The organism is Mesorhizobium sp. M0618 (assembly GCF_040320765.1).
In the GTDB taxonomy this organism is placed as follows: Bacteria; Pseudomonadota; Alphaproteobacteria; order Rhizobiales; family Rhizobiaceae; genus Mesorhizobium.
This window is the reverse complement of sequence record NZ_JAMYQH010000025.1, coordinates 23,855-37,519: the sequence shown is the minus strand read 5'-3', so window position 1 is coordinate 37,519 and position 13,665 is coordinate 23,855. Positions and strand designations below refer to the sequence as shown.

The following is a 13,665-nucleotide window of genomic DNA, read 5'->3' as shown; positions in this document are numbered from 1 at the left end:
AGCGACCACCTATCACCAGTAGCGCTGAATCATTGCCTTGCTTTTCCAATATCCGTGACGTAGCTTGTTTGCACATTGGCAAAAAAACCGCCAAAGTTTTTTCCTTTTGTGAAAGACGGGGACTTTGCGAGAACATCTCGATCTGACCGATCGGCGGCTGGTCAAACAGCTGTCGCAGGATGCACAGCCGGGCATCAACCGCATCGCGGAGATATTGGCGATTTCGGTGCCGACGGTGCGCACGCGGTTGCGCAACCTGCTCGACCGCAACCTGCTCAAGATCGTCGGCCTGCTGAATCTGACCGAGCGTCCCGAGCTGATCTCGGCCATTGTCGGCATCAATGCCCAAGGGCGCGGCCGGGCCCGCGAACTGGCGCAGCGCATTGCCGAACTGCCCTTCGTCAACTCGGCCTCGGTCGTCACCGGGCGCTTCGACATCATCGTCGACGTAACCGTGGCGGGTGACGTCGCCGACCTCTACCGCGTCACTAGCGAACTGATCCCGGGTGCCGGCGAGCCCGGCGAAGTCGTGCGCAGCGAAACCTTCGTCGTCATGGCGTCCTGCAACAAATGGGTCAGCCTGCCGGAAGGCTGCTGGTCGGACGACCGCAAGGAGCCGGCATGAAGATCGCGGTACTCGGCGGCCTCGGCCTGCAAGGCCGGGCGGCAATCACCGACCTTGTTGCCAGCGACGGCGTCGAGGAAATCGTCTGCGTCGACACCGCAGCGGATGGCCCGGCCCGGCTTGCCGGCCTGACCGATCTTGCCCGTGTGCGCTTCGTCGTGCCTGAAGGCGCGATCGGCCCGGCGCTGGCCAATGTGCTTGATGATGTCGACGCCGTCATCGACCTGTTGCCGCAGCCATTGATGCGCGAGGCGGTGCAGGCCGCGATCGCCACGCGCACGCCGCTGGTCACCACCAACTACGCCAAGTCGATCGCCGATCTGGCGCCGGCCGCCGAACAAGCCGGCGTCTCGATCATGACCGAATGCGGGCTCGACCCCGGCATCGACCTCGTACTCTACGCGCGCGCCGCCAGGCAGTTCTCTTCGATCACCGCGATCGATTCCTATTGCGGCGGCATCCCCGAGCCGAAGGCGATGGCCAAGCCGCTGTGCTACAAGGTGAGCTGGAATTTCGACATGGTCCTGGTCAGCCAGAACCGCGACAGCGTCATGATCGAGGGCGGAAAGCGCGTCGCGGTGCCGGCCGGCCAGCAGCACGAAAACCCTTTCATCCATGAGATCGAGGTCGCGGGCCTGGGCAGGCTGGAAGCGTTCCCAAATGGCGATGCGCTGCATTATGTCGAGATGCTGGAGGCAGCCAAGGGTCTGCGCCGTTCCGGCCGCTACACGCTGCGCTGGCCGGGATGGTCGGCCTTCTGGGCGCCGCTAAAGGAGCTCGGTTTCCTCTCTGAGGACAAGGTGCCCGGCACCTCCAACAGCCCGCGCGAATTCCTCGGCCGGCTGCTCGGCCCGCAACTGCAATATGGTCCCGGCGAGAAGGACCTGTGCGTGATGCGCAATGTCTTTTCCGGCCTCGAAGGCGGCCGCGCCAAGACGGTGACGTCGGACCTGATCATCGAGCGGGACCTGGCTTCGGGCCTGTTCGGCATGAGCCTCGGCGTCGGCTATCCCGCCAGCATCGTGGCGCAGATGCTGGCGCGTGGCGAGATCACCAAACCCGGCCTGCTCAACCCGCTGCTGGACGTGCCCGACGAACCCTTCTTCGACGAGCTTGCCAGACGCGGCATCAAGGTCACCGAGACGGTGGCCTGGGACTGAGGTTTTCGAACGGTGGCTGCCGCCGGCAACGGCGCTGCCGCTCAAAAAGCACCCCAAAGGGTGAAAAACAACGAAGACATGGAACAATAAAACAAGGAGGACTACCAAATGAAGATTGCCAAGCTTTTCATCGCCGGACTTGCGCTCGCCGGCCTTACCACTGCTGCCTCAGCCGGAACACTGGACGACATCACCAAGCGCGGCGAACTGCGTGTCGCCGTGCAGACCCAGGGACCCCCTTTCTCGCTGGTTGGCGCCAATGGCGAACGCACCGGCAGTTCGGTTGAACTGGCCGAACTGATGGCCAAGGAAATGGGTGTGAAAATCACCTTCCTCGATTTCGACTGGGATGGTCTGATCCCGGCGCTGCTGTCAGGCAAGGCCGACCTTCTGGTCGCCGACATGACACCGACGCTGGCGCGCGGCATGAAGGTCGCCTTCACCACGCCTTACATGTACACCGGCAGCACCGTCTTCACCAAGGCCGACAGCAAGTTCAAGACCACCGAAGACTGCAAGGCCAAGGGCACCAAGATCGCCGTGCTGCTCGGCGCCACCGGCGAGAAGGAAGCCAAGAAAGCCTTCCCCGACGCCGACATCAAGAGCTACAAGGGCGGCGGTCCGCTGCTGCTCGACGCCGTCAACAACGGCCAGGCCGATTGCGGCGTCAACGACGTCTCGGCGGTCAAGGGCCAGTCGACCGCCTATCCGGCCGGCAGCTTCACCATCATGCCGGACCTTCTGTCGAAGGAGCCGCTTGCCTTCGCCACCCGCTATGACGAGCCGGACCTGCTGGTCTGGATGAACCTGTTCCTCAACCAGGTCACCATCGATGGTCGCCTGCAGAAGAACCTCGACTACTGGGTCAATTCCGACGCCTGGAAGAAAGACCACTAAGCAGCGATAAACCCAGGCGGTTCGCGCGCGTCTCAAGCGCCGCGAAACCGCCTGGAATTTCGCTTCATCCGTCGTTTCCTGCACTCTGGGGATTGCACCCAACGATGCTCGAAAATTTCAGTTTCCGCACCATCGTCGAATACCTGCCGCTGTTCGGACAGGGCCTGATCACGACCGTCTGGCTGTCGGCGCTGTCCTTTGTAGGGGCGCTCATCGTCGGCATCGTGCTGTGCGCCATGAATCTGCAGCGCGGCTGGCTGTTTCGTGTGCCGGCCAAGGCCTATATCGATGCGGTGCGCGCCACGCCCTTGCTGGCGCAGCTCTATTTTCTCTATTTCGGCCTGCCCCGGCTCGGCTTCGTCCTGCCGGAACTCGTCGTCGGCATCCTCGCGCTGTCGTTGAACAGCGGTGCCTATATCGCTGAAATCATTCGCGCCGGTATCTTGTCGATCCCGCGCGGCCAGGTCGAGGCCAGCGTCGCCTCGGGCATGACCTATGTCCAGCGCATGCGCCTTGTCGTCCTGCCGCAAGCCTTCAAGGTGACGATCCCGCCTCTGCTTGGCCAAGCCATCGTGCTGGTCAAGGATTCCGCCCTTCTGTCGCTGATCTCGGTTGCCGAACTGACGCGCGCCGGCCAGTTGCTCGCCTCCGACCGCTTCATGCCGGCCGAAGGTTTCCTCACCATCGCCGCCTTCTATCTGCTGCTCTATTACGGACTGAAGGGACTGGCTGGCGTCTCCAGCCGCTGGCTCGGCACGGCGGGGGCGCGGACATGATCTGGCAACAACTGCAAAGCCTCGCCGGCTCCTATCCGCTGGCCCTGCGCGGCCTCGGCATGACCGTGATGCTGTCGCTGATCAGCCTTGTGCTCGGCACCTTGCTCGGCTTCGGCCTCGGCATCCTGCGCACCGGCGGCAACCAGCTGATCTCGGGCTTGATCGGGGCCTGGGTCGACCTGATCCGCGGCACGCCGTTCCTCGTGCAGATCTTCCTGATCTTCTTCATCCTGCCGGAGTTCGGCATCGAGCTTGACGCCTTCACCGCCGGCATCATCGCGCTGACCAATCTGGCCGCCTGCTTCATCTGCGAGATCGTCGTCGCCGGCATCCGCTCGGTGCCGACCGGCCAGGTCGAGGCGGCGCTGGCGTCCGGCCTGTCGCGCTGGCAGCGCATGCGCCAGGTGGTGCTGCCGCAGGCGATGCGCATCGTGCTGCCGCCGCTGGTCGGGCAATATGTGCTGCTGATCAAGGATTCTTCGGTCGTCTCCGCCATCGGTCTCACCGACCTCACCCGCGTCGGCTGGCTGGTGGTGCAGCGTGTGCCCAACGGCCTCTTGGTCTTCTTCCTCGTCGGCGTCGGCTATTTCATCGTATGCTATCCCCTGATCATGCTGGCCCGTCGGCTGGAGCAGCGCATGGGCGCGGCACATGGCGAGGTGCAGTTGTGACTTCCAACCCCAAAGGTCCAGAAAACATGACCACAACGGGCCTTGCCAAGACCGGTATGATCGACTTTCGCGGCGTCAACAAATGGTTCGGCTCGCTCAACGTGCTCAAGGACATCACGCTCAGCGTCGAGCCGCGCGAAGTGGTCGTCGTCTGCGGCCCGAGCGGCTCGGGCAAAAGCACTCTGATCCGCTGCGTCAACGGCCTGGAGGCGATCAAGAACGGCGACCTCGTCGTCGACGGCCAACGCCTGGGCGACCCCGCCACCAACATGACGCAGCTGCGCACCGAGATCGGCTTCGTCTTCCAGTCGTTCAACCTCTACCCGCATAAGACGGCACTCGAGAACGTCACGCTAGCCCCCATCCATGTCCGCAAGATCCCGCGTGCCGAGGCTGAAAAAGCAGGCCGTGAATTGTTGGCCAAGGTGGGCCTCGCCGACAAGGTCAATGCCTATCCCGCACAGCTCTCCGGCGGCCAGCAGCAGCGCGTGGCGATCGCGCGTTGCCTCGGCATGCGGCCCAAGATCATGCTGTTCGACGAGCCGACCTCGGCGCTCGATCCCGAGATGATTTCCGAAGTGCTCGACGTCATGGTGGCGGTCGCCGAGGAAGGCATGACCATGATGGTGGTGACGCACGAGATGGGCTTTGCCCGCAAGGTCGCCCAGCGCGTGGTGTTCATGGACGCCGGCGCCATCGTCGAAAGCGGCACGCCGGACGAGTTCTTCTCACACCCCAAGACCGACCGCAGCCGCGCTTTTCTGAGCAAGATTCTCAGGCATTGATGTCACGCCCGACATGCTTCTTTTTTGGAGTATCGACGAACCTCCGTTTGGGCAATGCAGGGCTTCCGTCATTGACGACATAGCGCAAACGCGCTGCAAGCCTTGCTTCCGCTTCAGGCCAATCCTTGAGACCTACCGGAAGCCGCGCGATAAGCTTCAGTTCGCGATCGTAAAGATCCACATGGATGAAAGGAATGACGACGACAACGACAATGACTTGTTCAAAGCCTGCCAACTCGGAGAGTGGGATCGTTTTGTTTCTGAAGAGACGACGGTAGATGATGTTTTCGCCTTCGATGCTCCAACGTGCGTATTGGACAGCAATCCCGGCCACCATGAGACCGACAAGGAAAACACCGATGACCACTCCGGACCAAAGCTCGGCCGGGGTCTGCGCTTCGGGATGCATGAAAATACCCATAGATCATGGCTGCCAATGCGCCCCCGGCGCCCAGACAAACAAACCATCCCAGCGTTCGTTTTGCTGACCCGGTCTTGAATACGAGATCATTCTGCATAAGATTCCACCTGGTTCACTGTGACCGCGGGTAGCGGGAACCCCGCGACGCATTCGATGTCGAGCCGGTCTTCCCGGCGCTCCATAAGAGCCAGGTTTCCGTCGGCAGTACACTGCGGTAGATGCAAAAGGGATTGCGGTCGATCCCCACTCTCAGCGTTCCGGACCCTTTTGCAGACCATCATGATCGGCGCCAGGTGCCAAGTCACGCGAGATGGGTCACGAACGCTGGCAGGCCGCCCCGCCGTCTGAGCAGCACGATGGCGAGGAAGGCGATCACGCCGCTCGCGGCGACGACCACCAGCACCCACAGCGAATTGGCGACCGATGTCCGCGCCATCATGAAGGCGAGCGCGAACGGCGCGAAGGCCGAGGTGAACTGACGGGCAGCGCTCGCCCATCCGAGCCGCGCACCATAGCCCTCGCGGCCGAAGAGTTCGAGCGGCAAGGTGCCGCCGACGATGCTGGTGAGGCCGGAACCAAGGCCGAACAGCAACACGAACAGGAAAGCGCCTGGCAGCCATGGCGTCGTCAGGAGCAGTGCGCACAGCCCTGCTGTGATCAGCGACGCCGCGATGACGGCAAGCTGCGTCTGCTGCAGCCGCCCGCCAAACAGCATGTTGATCAACCGGCTGGCGACCTGCGCCGGCCCGAACAGGGTCGAGACGAAGAGGCCTGCGGTTCCGAGCCCCAGCGCCGCCGTCAGCGGCACCATGTGGATGAGGATCGCCGACAGCACGAAGCCCTCGGTGGCGAACCCCGCCAGCATGAGCAGGAAGGCGGTCCGGCCGCGCCGCGCATCGAGCCGCGTGCCCGCTTCATCGGGGGCGGACCCGCGCTCTTGCGGCATGACTGCTGCATGGCGGCGCGACAGGCGCATCAGCCACGCGTGGATCGGCAGGCATAGGCCGAAATTGAGAGCGGCGAACAAAAGATAGACCTCGCGCCATGTCAGATGCGCATGCAGCGCCGAAGTCAGCGGCCAGAACAGGGTCGAGGCGAACCCGGCGATAAGCGTCAGATGGGTGATGCTGCGCTGCGGTCGGGGAACCCCGATCTGCACGATCGCAACGAAGGCGGCGCTGTAGAGAACGAAGCTGGAGGCCAGTTCCATCGCCAGCAAGGCCACAACGAAGCTCACGCGGTCGGGCGCGACGGCGCACAGCGCCAGCGCCACGGCTGCCGCCACCGAGCCGACGGTCATGATGCGGCCGGCGCCGAAGCGGTCGGCCCACCGCCCGGCAGTCGGCGCGAACAGGCTGCCGGCAAATAGCGAGGCCGACAGCGCGCCGAACACCCAGCCTTCCGTGAGCTCGAACTCCCCAGCCATTGCCGGCGCCAGGATCGAGAAGCTGTAGTAGAGCGTGCCGTAGCCAATGATCTGGGTCAGCCCAAGCGCCCAGATCGCCTTGCGCAGGACGGATCGTTCAGGCATCGGCGCCGACCGCCATATCCTCTCGCGTTTCGGTGGCCGGCGCGGTTGCGCAGCCGCAACCCGATGCGCCGGTTGCCTTGGCGTCCGCATCCCTGACGCAGCAGGCATCGACAGCGGCCGGCGCGGGCCCGCCACAGCAGCCGGCGCTTGCCGCTACCGTCGCGACACCGACGGCGCTGCACACGCCGGTCTCCGGCAGCACCAGCCGGACCTCGCGGGCCGCGGCATGGTCTCCGGCAATATCGGCCACCACCGAGCGGACCTGCTCGTAGCCGGTCGCCATCAGGAAGGTCGGGGCGCGGCCGTAGGATTTCGAGCCGACGATGGTGAAGCCGGGTTCGGGATGCGCAAGCTCCGCGATGCCATGCGCCGGAACCGTGCCGCATGAGTGGAAGTTTGGATCGATCAGCGGCGCCAGTGCCGGCGGCGCCTCGACGGCGGGATCAAGCGCGATGCGGATTTCGCTCAGGAACGACAGGTCTGGCCTGAAGCCGGTGGTAACGACGATGCGGTCGATGGCTAGGTTGAACGGCTTGCCACCCAGGCTGGCATCGACAACAAGCCCCTCGCCCTGCGTCTTGATGCCGTTGACGGCGCAAGACGTCAGCATGTTCAGCCTGCCATCCGCCATTGCCTGCCTGGCAGCCAGCCCCAGCGCGCCGCGTTCCGGCAACTGGTCGTTCAGCCCGCCGCCGAGCAATCTCTCGATGCTGGCGTGGCGCAGCGCCCAGAAGATTTCGGTGCCAGGCGCCGCATCCTGCAGCTCCATCAGCGCCAGCGCGACGTTGATAGCCGAGTGCCCGCCGCCGATGACCAGGATGCGCTTGCCCGCATAGTCTTCTCTCGCCTTGCCGAGCACGTCGGGAATGCCATAGGCGATGCGTGCCGACGCCCCGCCTTCGCCGGCAACTGGCAGCCCGTCGACGCCGATCGGATTTGGCCGCCACCATGTTCCGGACGCGTCGATGACGGCGCGCGCGTGAACGCGGTGTTCGCCGCCGGCATCGCGATAGCGGATGACGAAGGGCGCGTCCTTGCGGCCATCATTGGCGACCTTGTCGTGTCCCTGACGGGTGATCGCGGTGACCTCGGCGCCGAGCTTCAAATTGGCGGCGATCGCGGGAAGCCGGCCAAGCGGCGCCAGATAATCGCGCACGATCTCGCCGCCGGTCGGCAGGCCCTGGCTGTCCGGCGCCGTCCAGCCGGAGCGGTCGAGCAGCGCCCGCGCCGCCGTATCGATGTTGTATTTCCATGGCGAAAACACCCGCACATGGCCCCAATCGAGCAGCGCCGCACCCACGCTTTCGCCGCGCTCCAGGATCAACGGACGAATGCCGCGCTCGACTAGATGCGCCGCGGCTGCCAGCCCGACCGGGCCGGCGCCGATCACCGCGACGGGAAGGTTTGCCACCATGTCCATAGGTTCGATCCTTCCGGTATGTTCGAATTATAAGTGCAAAAAAATCAAACCAGTGCTTTGCCGACGGCGGGCGCGCAGACGGCGTCAGCGCAGCACTCGTCGGCGAGATAGCCGATCAGCGCATTCATGCCGGGATAGTTGGCGCGGCAGATCAGCGTCGTCGCTTGCCGCTCCTGCGTGACAAGCCCGGTGTCGACCAGCCGTTTGAGGTGATGCGACAGCGTCGATGACGGAATGTCGAGCTTGCCCTGGACGCTGCCGACGGCAAGCCCGTCGTCACCGGCGCGCACCAGGATGCGATAGAGCTGAAGTCGCGTCGGATTGCCGAGTGCTTCAAGCTGGGCAGCTGCTTTTTCGAGTTTCATGGAAATAAACTACGCGGCACTTTTCGCGCCGTCAACTTAATTTCGAAAAATATGGAAATAACATCAGCCGGCGCGTTTGCCCGAGGCGCCTGTGATCACCTCGCCATCCTCTTTGGTGAACGCACCGATCTCCGGGTTGGGCAGGATGTCCAGCACCTTTTCCGACGGCCGTGCAAGGACGACGCCGAGCGGGCTGACCACGATCGGCCGGTTGATCAGGATCGGATGTGCCAGCATGAAATCGAGGATCTGCTCGTCGGACCATTTCGGGTCGGCAAGGCCGAGTTCGGCATAGGGGGTGCCCTTTTCGCGCAGCAGGTCTCGCGGTGTGATGCCCATCGCGGCGATCAGTTCGACCAGCCTTTGTCGCGACGGCGGCGTCTTCAGATATTCGATCACCTCCGGCTCCTCGCCCGACTGCCGGATGATGGCCAGCGTGTTGCGCGACGTGCCGCAATCGGGATTGTGATAGATAGTCATAGTCATTTCGCGGCCCTTTCGCCGGACATGGTGTTGCGAACGGATGTTCCTTGTTCGTACCAGCCCTTGCTGTGGTTCACGATCCACACCACCGACAGCATGACCGGAACCTCGATGAGCACCCCGACCACGGTGGCAAGGGCCGCGCCCGAATTCAGCCCGAACAGCGCGATCGCGGCTGCCACCGCCAGCTCGAAGAAGTTCGACGCGCCGATCAGCGCAGATGGTCCAGCCACGCAGTGCCGCTCGCCGCTGAGACGGTTGAGCAGATAGGCAAGACCGGAGTTGAAATAGACCTGGATCAGGATCGGCACTGCCAGCAGCACGATCACCAGCGGCTGCGCAATGATCTGCTCGCCCTGGAAGCCGAACAGCAGTATCAGCGTCGCCAGCAAGGCAGTCAGCGACAAGGGCTGCAGCGTGGCAAGCAGGGCATCGAGCCCGACCTGTCCCCTCGCTGCCAGCAGCCGGCCCCGAACCAGCTGCGCGACGATCACCGGCGCGACGATGTAGAGTGCGACCGACAGCATCAGCGTGCCCCATGGCACGGTGATCGTCGACAGGCCGAGCAGCAGGCCGACGATGGGCGCGAAAGCGACGATCATGATCGAGTCGTTGAGCGCCACTTGCGAAAGTGTGAAATTCGGCTCGCCGCGCGTCAGGTTCGACCAGACGAAAACCATCGCCGTGCAGGGCGCCGCGGCAAGGATGATCAGCCCGGCAATGTAGGAATCGATCTGCACGGCGGGCAGCCACGGCCGGAACAGCCAGCCGATAAAGAGCCAGCCCAGCAGCGCCATCGAAAACGGCTTCACCGCCCAGTTGATGAACAGCGTCACGCCGATGCCGCGCCAATAGGTGCTGACCCTGGCCAGCGAGGCGAAATCGACGCGCAAGAGCATCGGCACGATCATCAGCCAGATCAGCACGGCGACAGGAATGTTGACCCTGGCGATCTCGGCCGACGCGATGGCGCCGAACACGCTTGGCAGCAGATGGCCAAGTGCGATGCCCGCGACGATGCACAATGCCACCCACACCGTCAGATACTTCTCTACGAAGCCGATGCCGGGCCGCGTCGCCTCGCCCGCGTTCAGAGCGTGATCGGTCATGATGGCTTTCCTTGTTCGAACGGCGCGCGGCGGACAGTCACAAGCCCCTCAGCAGTCACAGGTCACGGCATTGATGACGGGACGGCAGAGCTCCGGCGCGCCATTGCAGCAATCTTCCATCAGATAGGCCAGCAGGTCGCGCAAGCCGGTCATGTCGGCGACATAGCGCACGGTCCTTCCGTCGCGTTCGGGACGGATCAGCCCGGCATGGGCGAGCACCTTCAGATGCGCCGACATGGTGTTCTGGACCGTGTCCAGCCTCGTTGCGATCTCGCCCGCCGGAATGCCTTCCGGACCGGCACGCACGAGCAGCCGGAAGACATCCAGCCGCGTCTCCTGGCCAAGTGCGGCCAGCGCGTTCAAAGTACCCTTCTTATCCATATATCCGAATCCTCGGATTTATGGATTCGTGATACCGACTCCCCCACGATCTGTAAAGGGTCCGCCCACCATCAGGTGACGGCCAGCACCTTTCCCGTATCGTGCTGGCGCACGAAGTCCACGCGGGCGCCGTCCCAGTGGTAGCTGTAGTGGCGGCCCTGGACTGGAATGGTAATGACATCGGGCCAGAAGATGCCGATGCAGCCGCCGCCCGGCATGCGCACGCTGTTCCACACCAGCCCGTCGCTGCCTGCTGCCCGCAGCGCCCGCCCTTCCGCCTGCGAGGCGGAATAGTCGTCCGGGTCGAGCACGCCGGGCACGGCGTTGACGTCATCTAGGTCGCGGTCGACGCTGCCGATCAGCACGCGGAAATCAGCCGTCCAGCCCGGTCCCTCGTTGGTGGCACGCATGAATTTCTGGTGGTGGTGGATGGTCTCGGCCAGCGCGACGTCCTCGCTGTCGCCCGCATAGTAGATGCCGTAGCTGCCATCCGAGAAGCGGCCTGGCCTCAGCGTCGAGCAGTGCACGAAGGGCGCCATCACGAAGCTGGCGCCGGGGCCGGAAACCCGCCTTGCGGCCGACACCTTGCCGAGATCGCCGATCTCGAACCTTATGCGCGGGTTTGTCTTCGCCTCGACGGCGGCAAGCGCCTCCCAGTCGCGCGGGTCGGCAATGTCCTCGAAGAGGTCGATGGGCGGGTGGATGGAGCGGATGATGCGGAAGGTCTGGTGCCAGTCGACGCGGCGCCTGACCGCAAGCCCACTCACCATGCACCACGCTCCGCATCGAGCCATTCGCGCATCGCCGAGAGATCGGAGATTTCGCCGCGAAGCATCAGGTCAAGCGCCGACTGGCCGCCGAAGATGGCATTGGGCTTGCGGATCCAGGCATAGCCGCGCGCCGGCTCCGTGAACAGATAGCGCAGGCCCTTATGGATGCCCATCAGATGCGCCATGCGGGTGCGCAGATCGCGGTCGATCCTGCCGACGCCGCCTTCCTTCGCCCCAGTCTTCCAACGCGCCCAGGTCCGCGCCGACATGCCGCCGAGCAGGATGCAGGCCTCCAGGTCGGTGAGATTCCAGGCCTTGAACAGGTTGACCGTGGTGCGCGCCAGCGCGCCGGCCTCTTCATCCGAGATGGTGCTGCCAACCGTGGCCGGCGTGGTGACTATGGACTGAAGCTGCATTTTGGTGCCTCGCTATTGGCAGATATATAGCATGTATTTGCCAATTGGCAAGATAAGTCCAACCGCATCTTGATGGGAAGAGGATGGCGGGACGTGGCAGGGCTTGGGTTCCTCGCCCCCACGGAAGTGGGGGAGAGGTGGCTCGGCGAAGCCGAGACGGAGCGGGGGCGGCGCGGCCTTAGGTGATTTAGAGGGAACTTGCCAGCGTCGCAGCCCCCTCTCCGACCGCTTCGCGGCCGCCTCTCCCCCGCTTTGCGGGGGCGAGGAACCCAAGTCCTGAAAGTCGCCGCCAGTACCCCGTCTACTCTGCCGCCTCATACCCTGCGATGCCCTTGATCTCGAGGAAATCCTCGAGCCCGTATTCGGCATATTCGCGGCCATTGCCCGACTGCTTGTAGCCGCCGAACGGCAGGCCGGCGTCCCACTGCGGATAATTGATGTAGACATTGCCGGTGCGCATGCGCGCCGCGACTTCGCGCGCCTTCTTCATGTCCTTGGCTTGGATGTAGGAAGCGAGGCCATAGACGGTGTCGTTGGCGGTCTCGACCACCTCGTCGACGCTGTCATAGGGCATGATCGCCAGCACCGGCCCAAAGATCTCCTCGCGCGCGATGCGCATGTCGTGGGTGACGTCCGCGAACACCGTCGGCCTGACATAGTAGCCGCGGTTAAGCTCGGCCGGCCGGCCTGGGCCGCCCGCTACCAGCGTCGCACCTTCATCGATGCCGGCCTGGATCAGGTCCTGGATCTTGTCGAACTGGACCTGGCTGACGACCGGGCCAAGCTTGGTGCCGGCGGCGTCAGCGGGGCCGACGGTGAACTTTTCCGCCGCGGCCTTGGCATAGCCGGCCGCCTCTTCATGGCGGTCGCGCGGCACGAACATGCGCGTCGGCGCGTTGCAGGACTGGCCGCTGTTGCTGAAGCAGCCGGCGACGCCCTTGCTGACGGCGCTTGCGAGGTCGACATCCCCGAACAGGATGTTGGCCGACTTGCCGCCAAGCTCCTGATGCACGCGCTTGACCGTGTCGGCGGCGGCCTTGGCCACCAGGATGCCGGCACGGGTCGAGCCGGTGAACGACACCATGTCGATGTCGGGATGGCTGGACAGCGCCTGGCCGACGCCGGGACCGTCGCCATTGACGAGGTTGAAGACGCCCTTCGGCACGCCGGCCTCGTCCAGGATTTCGGCGAAGATGATGGCGTCGAGCGGCGCGATCTCGGAGGGCTTCAGCACCATCGTGCAGCCAGCAGCAAGCGCCGGACCGACCTTGCAGGTGATCTGGTTGAGCGGCCAGTTCCACGGCGTGATCAGCCCGACGACGCCGATCGGCTCCTTGACCACCAGATGGTTGCCCTTCACGTGGCGGAATTCGAAAGTCTTCAGCGTCTCGGCCATTTTGGTCAGATGCGCCAGCCCAATGCCGACCTGGCTGTCCAACGCCATCTGGCGCGGCGCGCCCATCTCGCGTGACACAGCGACGGCAAGATCGCCACTGCGCTTCTTGTAGACCGCGATGATGCGGTTCAGCAGGTCGAGCCGCTCACCAACCTCTGTAAAACCAAAGCTGTTGAAGGCGCGCTTGGCGGCAGCCACCGCCTTGTCGACATCGGCCTTGGAGCCTAGCGAAATCTGCGCAAAGGCGTCCTCATTCGAGGGATCTATGACGTCCAATGTGTTGGGCACAACAGGATCGACCCACGCGCCATCGATATAGAATTGCAGATTGTGTGACATGGTTTTCTCCTTGGCCGCATGGCCGCGCCGGGCCGTCATATCTGGCTGGAGATAACGATGCACAAACGCCGCTGTCAAACGCAACCCCCGAAGTCGTTGAGCCAGTGCGGCAGTGATTGA

At 64.0% G+C, this 13,665-nt stretch carries 16 protein-coding genes; 6 read left to right on the top strand and 10 right to left on the bottom strand.

The features are described from left to right. Positions 1-124: 124 nt before the first annotated feature. The 6 genes from NKJ04_RS23940 to NKJ04_RS23915 all read left to right on the top strand — a co-directional run bounded on the left by NKJ04_RS23940 (position 125) and on the right by NKJ04_RS23915 (position 4,914). Positions 125-625: an Lrp/AsnC family transcriptional regulator gene (locus NKJ04_RS23940; protein ID WP_023813263.1), complete on the top strand. Its 501-nt coding sequence runs from the start codon at positions 125-127 to the stop codon at positions 623-625. Beyond that, positions 622-1,785, top strand: a complete 1,164-nt coding sequence (locus tag NKJ04_RS23935; protein WP_352677552.1) for a saccharopine dehydrogenase family protein — start codon at positions 622-624, stop codon at positions 1,783-1,785. The genes NKJ04_RS23940 and NKJ04_RS23935 overlap by 4 nt, the downstream gene beginning before the upstream one ends. Positions 1,786-1,893: 108 nt before the next feature. Further along, positions 1,894-2,682, top strand: coding sequence for an ABC transporter substrate-binding protein (locus tag NKJ04_RS23930; RefSeq protein ID WP_023813261.1), 789 nt, complete (start codon positions 1,894-1,896; stop codon positions 2,680-2,682). Between the two features lie 104 nt (positions 2,683-2,786). Further along, positions 2,787-3,458 (top strand): amino acid ABC transporter permease, encoded by a 672-nt coding sequence (locus tag NKJ04_RS23925; RefSeq protein WP_023813260.1) that lies wholly within the window; start codon positions 2,787-2,789, stop codon positions 3,456-3,458. After that, positions 3,455-4,129, top strand: a complete 675-nt coding sequence (locus NKJ04_RS23920; protein ID WP_023813259.1) for an amino acid ABC transporter permease — start codon at positions 3,455-3,457, stop codon at positions 4,127-4,129. The genes NKJ04_RS23925 and NKJ04_RS23920 overlap by 4 nt, the downstream gene beginning before the upstream one ends. 26 nt (positions 4,130-4,155) lie before the next feature. Next, complete coding sequence (locus NKJ04_RS23915; RefSeq protein ID WP_023813258.1) at positions 4,156-4,914, top strand: amino acid ABC transporter ATP-binding protein; 759 nt, start codon at positions 4,156-4,158, stop codon at positions 4,912-4,914. Here the strand turns inward: NKJ04_RS23915 and NKJ04_RS23910 are convergent. The 10 genes from NKJ04_RS23910 to NKJ04_RS23865 all read right to left on the bottom strand — a co-directional run bounded on the left by NKJ04_RS23910 (position 4,904) and on the right by NKJ04_RS23865 (position 13,545). Next, a complete protein-coding gene (locus NKJ04_RS23910) occupies positions 4,904-5,323 on the bottom strand; it encodes a hypothetical protein (RefSeq protein WP_352677549.1) in 420 nt (139 codons plus the stop codon). The two genes, NKJ04_RS23915 and NKJ04_RS23910, sit on opposite strands and share 11 nt — an antisense overlap. A gap of 313 nt (positions 5,324-5,636) precedes the next feature. Further along, positions 5,637-6,866: an arsenite efflux MFS transporter ArsK gene (gene arsK / locus NKJ04_RS23905; protein WP_352677547.1), complete on the bottom strand. Its 1,230-nt coding sequence runs from the start codon at positions 6,864-6,866 to the stop codon at positions 5,637-5,639. Beyond that, positions 6,859-8,286: an NAD(P)-binding domain-containing protein gene (locus NKJ04_RS23900; protein WP_352677545.1), complete on the bottom strand. Its 1,428-nt coding sequence runs from the start codon at positions 8,284-8,286 to the stop codon at positions 6,859-6,861. The genes arsK and NKJ04_RS23900 overlap by 8 nt, the downstream gene beginning before the upstream one ends. A gap of 44 nt (positions 8,287-8,330) precedes the next feature. After that, on the bottom strand, positions 8,331-8,651 hold the full coding sequence (locus NKJ04_RS23895) for an ArsR/SmtB family transcription factor (protein WP_023809325.1): 321 nt from the start codon (positions 8,649-8,651) through the stop codon (positions 8,331-8,333). 63 nt (positions 8,652-8,714) lie between these two features. Beyond that, positions 8,715-9,137, bottom strand: coding sequence for an arsenate reductase (glutaredoxin) (arsC, locus tag NKJ04_RS23890; RefSeq protein ID WP_352677543.1), 423 nt, complete (start codon positions 9,135-9,137; stop codon positions 8,715-8,717). Next, on the bottom strand, positions 9,134-10,243 hold the full coding sequence (arsB, locus tag NKJ04_RS23885; protein WP_502897962.1) for an ACR3 family arsenite efflux transporter: 1,110 nt from the start codon (positions 10,241-10,243) through the stop codon (positions 9,134-9,136). The genes arsC and arsB overlap by 4 nt, the downstream gene beginning before the upstream one ends. 48 nt (positions 10,244-10,291) lie before the next feature. Continuing rightward, on the bottom strand, positions 10,292-10,624 hold the full coding sequence (locus tag NKJ04_RS23880) for an ArsR/SmtB family transcription factor (RefSeq protein WP_352610831.1): 333 nt from the start codon (positions 10,622-10,624) through the stop codon (positions 10,292-10,294). A 71-nt stretch (positions 10,625-10,695) separates the two neighbouring features. Next, positions 10,696-11,394, bottom strand: coding sequence for an RES family NAD+ phosphorylase (locus NKJ04_RS23875; RefSeq protein ID WP_127294914.1), 699 nt, complete (start codon positions 11,392-11,394; stop codon positions 10,696-10,698). Beyond that, positions 11,388-11,810 (bottom strand): antitoxin Xre/MbcA/ParS toxin-binding domain-containing protein, encoded by a 423-nt coding sequence (locus NKJ04_RS23870; RefSeq protein WP_352677540.1) that lies wholly within the window; start codon positions 11,808-11,810, stop codon positions 11,388-11,390. Before NKJ04_RS23870 ends, NKJ04_RS23875 begins: the two co-directional genes overlap by 7 nt. Before the next feature lie 301 nt (positions 11,811-12,111). Then, positions 12,112-13,545 carry an aldehyde dehydrogenase family protein gene (locus NKJ04_RS23865; RefSeq protein WP_023809331.1) on the bottom strand — a complete coding sequence of 478 codons (1,434 nt, stop codon included), beginning with the start codon at positions 13,543-13,545 and terminating at the stop codon, positions 12,112-12,114. Positions 13,546-13,665: the final 120 nt, after the last annotated feature.